Source organism: Mycobacteriales bacterium (genome assembly GCA_036497565.1).
Taxonomy (GTDB): Bacteria; Actinomycetota; Actinomycetes; order Mycobacteriales; family QHCD01; genus DASXJE01.
This window is the reverse complement of record DASXJE010000315.1, coordinates 20,064-29,154: the sequence shown is the minus strand read 5'-3', so window position 1 is coordinate 29,154 and position 9,091 is coordinate 20,064. Positions and strand designations below refer to the sequence as shown.

Sequence of the window (9,091 nt, the reverse complement as noted above, 5' to 3'; positions counted from 1 at the left end):
CCACCGCGCGCGGCGGGTCGAGGCGCAGTCCGAGGTCCGGGCCGCCGGCGGGATGGTGAAGTACGTATCCCATCAGCACCCCGCCCTCGACGAACTCGACCGTGACGCGGTAACCGAGTCGGGTCTCGTACCACTCCCGTGATCTCGCCAGGTCGCGCACCGGCAGCTTCAGGTGGTGCACCCCGGCCAGCGCCGGGCAGTCCGACACGTCAGTCATCTCAACCCCCGATTGCAGTGAGACTGCACTCTTGCAGTTATACTGCATCTTGTGCCGGATGACGTCAAGCGGAATGAGCAGAGCACCCGACGTCGCGCCGCGCGGGTGGCGCATACCGAGGACCGCATCATCGACGCGGCGACCGGGCTGTTCCTCGCCGACGGATATGTCGCGACGACGCTCGCGGCCGTCGCCGAGGCGGCGGACGTCGGTGCCCGGACGGTCTACGTGCGCTTCGGCACCAAGGCGGAGTTGTTTAAGCGGGTGGTCGACGTCGCGATAGTCGGGGACACGGCGCCGGTCGATGTGCTTGGCCGGGAGCCGATGACCACGGCGCTCCGCGCGCCGACAGCGGCGGAGCGGATCGCGGCCGGCGCGGCGATGGGCCGAGGCATCATGGCCCGCACCGGCGCGCTGTTCGCGGTCGCCCAGCAGGCAGCCGCGGTCGAGCCGCTCATCGAGGGTTATTGGCAGCAGGGGCGGGAGCAGAGCCGCCATACGCAGCGCGTGTTCTGGACGGCGATGGCCGACGACGGGCTGCTCGACCCGTCGGTCGATCTCGACCGGCTCATCGACACCGTCAGCGTCATCGGTGCCGCCGAGACCTTCCTGCTGATCACCCGCATGCTCGGCTGGTCGCTCGATGCCTACGAGGAATGGCTACGCGACACCCTCACCAGACTCGCCGGGTTGCACTAGCCGGGCCCGAAACGCGGACGGCTCGTGCTGAACGGGCGTACGGGTGGTGGTCGCAGTTCCGCTCCGGTGATACATCTGGAGCATGATCGCCGACGTACCGCTGGCGACCGAGCGATTGGTTCTGCGTCGCTTCCGTCCTGATGACGCCGCCGCATTCGCCGCTTACCGGTCGCACCCCGACGTCGCGCGCTACCAGTCCTGGACACCGCCGGTGCCGCTCGCGGCGGCCACCGAGCTGGCGCAGACCTTCGCCGCCGGAAACCCGCGGCGGCCGGGCTGGTTCCAGTACGCGATCGAGCTGGCGGCCGACCAGCGCCTGATCGGCGACGTCGGCGTGTGCCTGCATGACAACGCGATGCAGGCCGAGCTCGGATTCACCGTCGCTCCCGACGAGCAGGGCCACGGTTACGCCACCGAGGCCGTCGGCCGGATCATCGACCACCTCGTCGGCGAGCGTGGGTTGCGGCGGTTGGCGGCCGAGTGCGACGCGCGCAATGTGGCGTCGGCCGCGCTCCTACGCCGGCTCGGGTTCACTTTGGAGGGCCGGCGGCGTGCGCACACCTGGATCAAGGGCGAGTGGACCGACGATCTGGTGTTCGGACTCCTCGCCGAGGAGTGGCCACCCGACCCCTCCCGTCCGCTCACGTCGGGTCCGCCGCCGGGAACACCCGGTCGGTGACGGCAAGCGCCACGACGACCGCAGACGTCGCGGCCCCGAGCGCGAGTGCACTGATCGACGTGGCGACGATCCCGAGCAACCCGAGGACGGCGATCGCCGCGAGCCGCGACCAGGGCACGATCCGCCAGACCGTCGCCTTGAACGCGGCATGTCCCGCGAGGAAGAGGGCCGTCCCGCCGAGCACGAGGTACGCCGTGGAGACGCTGCTTGTCACCGTCGGCTCGGCGAGCACGCGTTCGTCGGCCGCGGCGGTCACGATGATTCCCGCGACCATGATCGGGTGGATGAGGTGGTACGCCGAGCGACCGAGTCGGCCCGGGTCGGACGACTCGGCGACGATCTGGGCGCCGGCCTCCGCCGAGCGGTCGAAGTAGATCCACCACAAGGCGGCTACCCCGGCGAATGCGGCGACGAAGACGCCGATCTCCGCGCCGGTGACGTCCGGTAGTCGTGCGACGGTGCTGCCGATCGCTACAACGGACTCGCCGAGCGCGATCAGGATGAAGGCCTGGCAGCGTTCGGCGAAATGGCTGCCGGAGATGGTCCAGTCCGCAGTGGTCGAACGGCCGAGTCCCGGGGTGTAGAAGCCGACCGCGCCGCCGACCAGATCGATGGCCACGGCCGCGACCCAGAACGCCGCCCGCGCGCCGCCGTGGGCGAATCCTCCGGCCACGGCGAGTGCCCCGCTGAGCACGCACCAGACGAGGATTCGCTCGAAGTTGAGCCGCAACCGTTCATCGGTCAGCCCGGCGACGGTGAACACGCTGCGCCCGATCTGCATGACGGCGTACGCCCCGCCGATCCACAGTCCGCGATCGCCGAACGCGTGCGGGATCCCGGCGGACAACACCAGGCCGGCGAACATCAACACCAACAGCATCAACCGCACGGGTATCCGTTGTGGGTCGAGCCAATTCGTCACCCAGGTCGTGTAGACCCACACCAACCAGACCATTGCGAGCAGCAACAGCGTCTGAAAGGCGCCGACGACGGTCGCCCGGGTCACCAGTTGGTGGGAGAGCTGGGTCACCGCGAAGACGTAGACGAGATCGAAGAACAGCTCGATGTTCGTGACCCGGGTTTCCTCGCCGTCGCGTCGGAGCAGGTTCGCGGCCAGCATGCCTACGCCCCGCGGCGAGCGGCGCGCTCGACGGCGGTGAGCCAGACCTCGTTGAGGGCCGCGCCGTCGACGTCGACCAGAACCCGGGTGGGACGTCCGCCGGGATCCTGTTCGAATCGCAGCTGGCCGTTGTCGACGATGGTGCGCAGGTGCATGTCGTCGAGCACGGCTCCGGGCCAGCCGAGCGCCACCGCGCACGCGACGGGGTCGTACTGGAAGTTCAGCAGGTCGTCGGCCAGACCCGTGTGGGCCTTGCCCATGTCGCCCATCGCGTAGTCGGCGCCGTGCGCCGCGCACTGCCGGGCGACGAGCTCACCGAGCGGACCGCACGCTCGGAGCCTCGGCAGATCGGCCGCTCGCACCTGACCGTGCATCGTCGCGGGCAGGGTGGCCAGCGTGAGTGACGCGGTGGCCGCGACGATCTGTGCGGCCCGGGTGTCCCACTGCACGTTCCAGTCCATGTCCGGACCCCAGGCGGGCAGCCCGTCGGCCGGCGGACGGATCCACCCGCCCATGGCCACGACGCGATTTCGGGCGAGGCTGCCCGGTCGCGCCACCTCGAGCAGCGCGAGGTTGGTGTAGGGACCGATGGCGACCACGGTCGCCCCGGCGTCGATGTCGGCGGCCAGCAGGTCGAGCGCGGCACCCGGCGGCGCCGGATACGCAGCGATGCCCGTCGGCCAGTAGCGGTCGTCATCGATGATCGGGTCGGCGGTGCGGAGCGTGCTGAGCGAGACCTCGGCGCCGGCCACCACCGGGATGTCGCTCCGGCCGGCCAGGTCGAGACAGTGCCGGACATACCCGGCCCGACGGCCACCCGGATCGATCGTGGTGGTGATGCCCACGACGTCGACATCCGGCCACCCGAGCAGCATGGCGAGGGCGCACGTGTCGTCGGTGTCGCCGCCGAGATCGGTGTCGAGATGGATCTGCATGCGCTCAGCATGTCGGCCGGGCGGGGGACTGGACAGGCCCGGGGACCTTTAGGTTAGGCTGCCCTAACCTGAAGCGACGGAGGAGGATCCGGTGCTGGCCACGTTCGTGATCGGACTGCGGGAAGGGCTCGAGGCGTCGCTGATCGTCGGCATCATCGCGGCCTTCCTCGGCCGCCACGGTCGGCGTGATGCATTGCGGCAGGTCTGGGTCGGGGTCGCTGCCGCGGTCGCGATCTGCATCGCCATCGGCGTCGTCCTGCAGGTGGTCGAGCAGAGTCTCCCGCAGGCCCAGCAGGAAGGCCTCGAGACCGTCGTCGGGCTCTTCGCGGTCTGCATGGTCACCTTCATGATCATCTGGATGCGGGGCCACGCCCGGAGCATGAAGGGCGACCTGGAAGGCGCCGCGGCCGCCGCGCTCGCCCGGGGCTCGGCCAATGCATTGGTCGCGATGGCATTTCTCGCGGTACTGCGGGAGGGTTTCGAGACCGCCGTCTTCCTGCTCGCCACGTTTCAGGCCAGCGGCAACGCGTTGCTCGCCGCGATCGGCGCACTACTCGGCATCGTCGTCGCCGTCGTCATCGGCTACGGGATCTACCGCGGTGGCGTGCGCTTGAACATGGCCCGCTTCTTCCGGATCACCGGGCTCGTCCTTGTCCTCGTCGCCGCCGGCCTGGTGATGACCGCGCTGCACACGGCCTTCGAGGCCGGCTGGATCCAGTTCGGCCAGTCCCGGGCGATGGACCTGTCGTGGCTGGTCCGGCCCGGTACACCCGTCGAGTCGCTGCTCACCGGCGTACTCGGCATTCAGGCCTATCCGACCGTCATCGAAACCCTGGGATGGGTGATCTACGCCGTGCCGATGTTGTTGTTCGTGGCCTGGCCACAGCGCCGCAGCTCCGCCGCCAAGGGCGAGCGGCCGACCGTGTCGGCGCAGGCGTGAGCGGCGCGACCCGGGCCTTGACCGGCGTGGCGGCGGTCGGCATGCTCGCCGGCGCTCTGGCCGGCTGCGGCTCGCACAAGAACGAGGCGGCGGGTTCGGCCAAGGCCAAGGGATCGGGCAACGTCGAGATCGTGCTGACCGACGACGGCTGCGCGCCGAAGCCGGCGACCGTGCCGGCCGGTCCGTTGACCTTCACCGTCCGCAACGACAACACCAACAAGGTGAGCGAGGCCGAGGTGATGGCCCAGAACCGGATCCTGGGCGAGAAGGAAAACCTCACCCCGGGCCTCTCCGGGAGCTTCAGCCTGCGTCTCGACGCGGGCCGCTACATCGTGAACTGTCCCAACGCCGCCACCGACCACGCCACTCTCACCGTGTCCGGGGCGAAGCGCGCCGACGACTCCAAGCCGGAGCTGACCGCCGCAGTGGGGTCTTACCAGCGCTACGTCGTCGCCGAGGTCGACAAGCTCGTTCCCGCGACCGACGCGTTCGTGGCTGCGGTCAAGTCCGGCAACGTGGCGCGGGCCAAGGCGCTCTATGCCCCGAGCCGCGCCTACTACGAGGCGGTCGAGCCGGTCGCTGAGAGCTTCGGCGGCCTCGACCCGGCGATCGACGCGAGGATCAACGACGTCGCCGATCCCGCGCATTGGACCGGCTTCCACCGCATCGAAAAGGCGCTCTGGCAGGATCATTCGCTCGCCGGGATGACACCGATCGCGAACAAGCTCGCGACCGACGTGGCCACGCTGAAGCAGGAGGTGGCGACCGCGAAGCTGCAGCCGGCGCAGATCGCCAACGGCTCGGTCGAACTGCTCGGCGAGGTCGCCAAGAGCAAGATCACCGGTGAGGAGGAGCGCTATAGCCACACCGACCTGTGGGACTTCGAGGCCAACCTGGACGGCGCGCACAAGGCGTTCCTGGTGCTGGAGCCGGCTCTGAAGAAGGCGCAGCCGCAACTGGCCGGGACGATCACGCGGCAGTTCGCGGTCGTCTACGCCGCGCTCGGCAAGTACCGGACCGCCCACGGCTTCGTCAACTACGCCACGGTCGGTGCGCCGGACCGCCGGCACCTGACGACCGTCGTCAACGCGCTGGCCGAATCGCTCAGCAAGGTCGCGCCGGCGATCGTGTGACCGCAGAGACCGAGAGGATGACGACCCACGGTGGGTAGGCAGACGTGCCCCGCAGGAATGTCGAGGCGCGGGTTTCTCGGTGGCCTCGGCCTGGCTGGTGCCGGTGTGGCGGCCGGCGCCGCGGCGGGGTGTTCGGACTCCGAAGCGACGACCGGCGGTGCACCGCCGGCCGCGGCCGCGGTGTCGTTCCACGGCGACCATCAGGCCGGGATCGGTACGCCGGCGCAGGACCGGCTGGCGTTCGCGGCATTCGACCTGACCACCTCCAGCCGGACCGACCTGGTCGACTTACTACACACCTGGACCGCCGCGGCGGTGGCGATGACCGCGGGTCAGCAGGTTCCCGGTAGTTCGACCGATGCGCAGGCGCCACCGGCCGACACCGGCGAGGCGGTCGGTCTGCCGGCGTCGGCGCTCACGGTCACCGTCGGCTTCGGTCCGACGATGTTCGACCACCGCTTCGGCCTGGGCGCCCGGAAACCGGCCGCGCTGACCGGACTTCCGGCCCTGCCCGGTGATCAGCTCGACCCGACACGGTGCGGCGGCGACCTCGGCGTACAGGCGTGCGCCAACGACCCGCAGGTGGCCTTTCACGTCATCCGGAACCTGTCCCGGCTGGCCAGCGGCACCGCGAGCATGCGCTGGTCGCAGCTCGGTTTCGGCCGTACGTCGACGACCAGCAGGTCGCAGGCGACTCCGCGAAACCTCATGGGCTTCAAGGACGGCACCCGCAACATCCGCGGCGAGGACACCGCCGCGATGAACTCCCACGTGTGGGTGGGGCGGGACAGCGACCAGTCATGGCTGCGCGGCGGCTCCTATCTGGTGACCCGCCGGATCCGGATGCAGATCGAGGCGTGGGACCGCGACTATCTGGCCGATCAGGAGAACGTGTTCGGCCGGAAGAAGGGGGACGGGGCGCCGCTCACCGGGCGCGCCGAGACGGATGTCCCGGACCTGGCTGCCAAGGATTCGGCGGGCGAGCCGGTGATACCGGTGGATGCCCACATCCGGCTCGCCAGCCGGGAGACCAACGGCGGGCTGCAGATCCTCCGGCGCGGCTACTCCTACACCGATGGCACCGATCCGGCGACGGGCGACCTCGACGCCGGCCTCTTCTTCATCGCCTACCAGAAGGATCCCGCGAGCCAGTTCGTCGCGCTGCAGCGGCGGCTCGGCGTCCACGACGCGTTGAACGAATACATCAGTCACACCGGAAGTGCTGTCTTCGCCTGTCCGCCCGGCGTGCGCGACAAGAACGACTTCTGGGGCCGGTCGCTCTTTGCCTGACGGCCCAACTTGCCCCCGACGATTGCCGTAGCCGCGACGGAGGAGGAGATTGTCAGTTTCGGCATCGGACGCTTCTGGGAGGAAGAGTGCCTGACCGGGTGAAGGTCGGCGTGGTCGGCCTCGGCATGTGGGGTCAGAACCACCCGCTCGTCTACGACGACTACGACCACGCGGAGCTGTCGGTCGTCTGTGACCTTGACGAGCAGCTCGCCAAGGAAACGGCGGAGAAGTACCACTGCGATTGGACGACCGATGTCGGCCAGCTCGCGAGCAGCGATGTGACCGCATTCAGTGTGGCGACCCCTGACTACGCGCACTTCGCTCCGGTGAGCACGTTACTGAAGGCCGGGAAGCACGTGCTCGTCGAGAAGCCGCTCACCACCGACCTCACCGAGGCGAAGCAGCTGGCCGGCCTGGCCGACGCAAGCGGGTCCGTCGCCATGGTCGACTTCCACCTCCGCTGGGATCCGCAATGGTGCATGGTCAAGGAGGCGGTCGAGCGCGGTGATCTCGGCGAGCCGGTGATGGGCTACATCCGGCTGAGCGACGCCATCACCGTCGCCGAGAACTGGCTGCGTTGGGCAGGCCGATCGGGTCCGCACTGGTTCCTGTACCCGCACACCATGGACCTGATGCGGTGGATCATCGACCAGGAACCGCGGCGGGTCTACGCCACCGGCCACCGCGGGGTGCTCGAGGCCAAGGGTGTGGACACCTGGGATGCCATGCAGACAGTCGTCGACTTCGACACCTGCACCATCACCTTCGAGACGTCGTGGATCATCCCGAACTCCAACCCCAGTGTGCTGGACTGTCACATGTCGCTCTACGGCGACAAGGGCAAGGTTGACTACGACCAGGACTACTCGGGGATCTCCTTCGCCACCGACAAGTTCTCCTACCCCTGGGTGCCGGTCGGGCAGCGGGACCGCTACGGCAAGCTCAACCACTTCCTGTACGCGCCCATGCGGCACTTCGTCGACTGCGTCAGAGCGGGCATTCCGCCGGAGTGCACGTTCCAGGACGGTCTCGCGGTGGTCGCGATGATCCATGCTGCGCTGGCGTCATTGGAGTCCGGCCAGCCGGTCGAGATGGACGGGTTGCTCTAGTCGGATCTTGGGGGTGACGCGTCATCGGGTTGCGTCGTACCGGTGAGCGCGTCGAAGGCGTTGAACATCGCAAGCGACGGCCCGGTCAGTAGTCCGCCGTCGACGGGAAGCACGATTCCGGTGATCCAGGCTGCGTCGTCGGAGGCGAGGAAGGCGACCGCCGCGGCGATGTCTTCCGGCCGGCCGACCCGGCCGGCGGGATAGAGCGTGGTGAGGGCGGCGAGCGATTCCGGTTGGTCATCCCAGACTCGGGTGCGGATGGTTCCTGGAGCGACGACGTTGAAGCGCACCGGGTTGGCCGCCGGGTCGCGCTGGGCGATCCGTCGGCCGCCGTAGAGGACCGACAGGTTCTGCGCGAGCACCGGCAGCGCCGCCTTCGCGGTGGAGTAGACGAGGTCACCGGATGCGGCGAGCCCGTTGACCGAGCCGATCATGACGACCGAGGCGGCCGGTGACGTCATCAGGTGGGGAAGGGCGGCCTGGATGCTCAAGACCGTGCCGTGCAGCGTCGGAACGGCGTCATGCGCCCACGTCGAGTCGTCGATGTCCTCGAACGACGTCCCAGAGCCGATCCCGACGTTGGCGACGAGAACATCCACTCCGCCAAAGCTCTCTACGGCTGTTGCCATCGCCGCGTCGACCGCCTTCCGGTCGGTGACGTCGCACTCCACTCCGACGGCCCGCCCGCCGGCCTGCACGACCGACCGCGCCGCCTCGTCCGCGCTCGCCGGATCGAGGTCGGCCACGAGCACCGCCGCGCCCTCCGTGCCGAGGCGCAGCGCGATCGCCCGCCCGATTCCCCGGCCACCACCGGTGACCACCGCAACCCGATCCTCGAATCGCTGCACCGTACCCGCGCCTCTCGGTCGTTTAACCCGTGCCAGGTCAGCACCGAATCCACCAGTACGGCGGATTAGCTGTCACTGGCGGCCGGGCCGGGACCAGGCTACTGTCCGGCAAGGCCCGCAG

10 protein-coding genes are annotated in these 9,091 nt (G+C 69.2%); 6 read left to right on the top strand and 4 right to left on the bottom strand.

The window, feature by feature from the left end:
• Positions 1–217, bottom strand: a 217-nt coding sequence (locus tag VGH85_24245; GenBank protein ID HEY2176932.1) for a VOC family protein, incomplete at its 3' end; no start/stop codon positions are given.
• Between the two features lie 51 nt (positions 218–268).
• Between VGH85_24245 and VGH85_24240 the strand changes: the two genes are divergently transcribed.
• Both VGH85_24240 and VGH85_24235 read left to right on the top strand, forming a co-directional pair.
• Positions 269–916, top strand: a complete 648-nt coding sequence (locus VGH85_24240; protein HEY2176931.1) for a helix-turn-helix domain-containing protein — start codon at positions 269–271, stop codon at positions 914–916.
• 82 nt (positions 917–998) lie between these two features.
• Positions 999–1,595, top strand: coding sequence for a GNAT family protein (locus tag VGH85_24235; GenBank protein HEY2176930.1), 597 nt, complete (start codon positions 999–1,001; stop codon positions 1,593–1,595).
• Here the strand turns inward: VGH85_24235 and VGH85_24230 are convergent.
• Positions 1,558–2,715: a low temperature requirement protein A gene (locus VGH85_24230; protein ID HEY2176929.1), complete on the bottom strand. Its 1,158-nt coding sequence runs from the start codon at positions 2,713–2,715 to the stop codon at positions 1,558–1,560. The two genes, VGH85_24235 and VGH85_24230, sit on opposite strands and share 38 nt — an antisense overlap.
• Before the next feature lie 2 nt (positions 2,716–2,717).
• The gene (locus VGH85_24225) at positions 2,718–3,650 is read right to left on the bottom strand and encodes a nucleoside hydrolase (protein ID HEY2176928.1); all 933 of its coding nucleotides are present in this window, start codon (positions 3,648–3,650) and stop codon (positions 2,718–2,720) included.
• A 91-nt stretch (positions 3,651–3,741) separates the two neighbouring features.
• On the opposite strand from VGH85_24225, the gene efeU reads away from it, so the two are divergent.
• The 4 genes from efeU to VGH85_24205 all read left to right on the top strand — a co-directional run bounded on the left by efeU (position 3,742) and on the right by VGH85_24205 (position 8,122).
• Positions 3,742–4,590, top strand: a complete 849-nt coding sequence (efeU, locus tag VGH85_24220; GenBank protein HEY2176927.1) for an iron uptake transporter permease EfeU — start codon at positions 3,742–3,744, stop codon at positions 4,588–4,590.
• Entirely contained in the window at positions 4,587–5,723 is a 1,137-nt protein-coding gene (gene efeO / locus VGH85_24215) for an iron uptake system protein EfeO (protein HEY2176926.1), read from the top strand. The genes efeU and efeO overlap by 4 nt, the downstream gene beginning before the upstream one ends.
• A gap of 30 nt (positions 5,724–5,753) precedes the next feature.
• Positions 5,754–7,013 carry an iron uptake transporter deferrochelatase/peroxidase subunit gene (gene efeB / locus VGH85_24210; protein HEY2176925.1) on the top strand — a complete coding sequence of 420 codons (1,260 nt, stop codon included), beginning with the start codon at positions 5,754–5,756 and terminating at the stop codon, positions 7,011–7,013.
• A gap of 86 nt (positions 7,014–7,099) precedes the next feature.
• Positions 7,100–8,122: a Gfo/Idh/MocA family oxidoreductase gene (locus tag VGH85_24205; GenBank protein HEY2176924.1), complete on the top strand. Its 1,023-nt coding sequence runs from the start codon at positions 7,100–7,102 to the stop codon at positions 8,120–8,122.
• Here the strand turns inward: VGH85_24205 and VGH85_24200 are convergent.
• On the bottom strand, positions 8,119–8,970 hold the full coding sequence (locus VGH85_24200; GenBank protein ID HEY2176923.1) for an SDR family oxidoreductase: 852 nt from the start codon (positions 8,968–8,970) through the stop codon (positions 8,119–8,121). The two genes, VGH85_24205 and VGH85_24200, sit on opposite strands and share 4 nt — an antisense overlap.
• Positions 8,971–9,091: the final 121 nt, after the last annotated feature.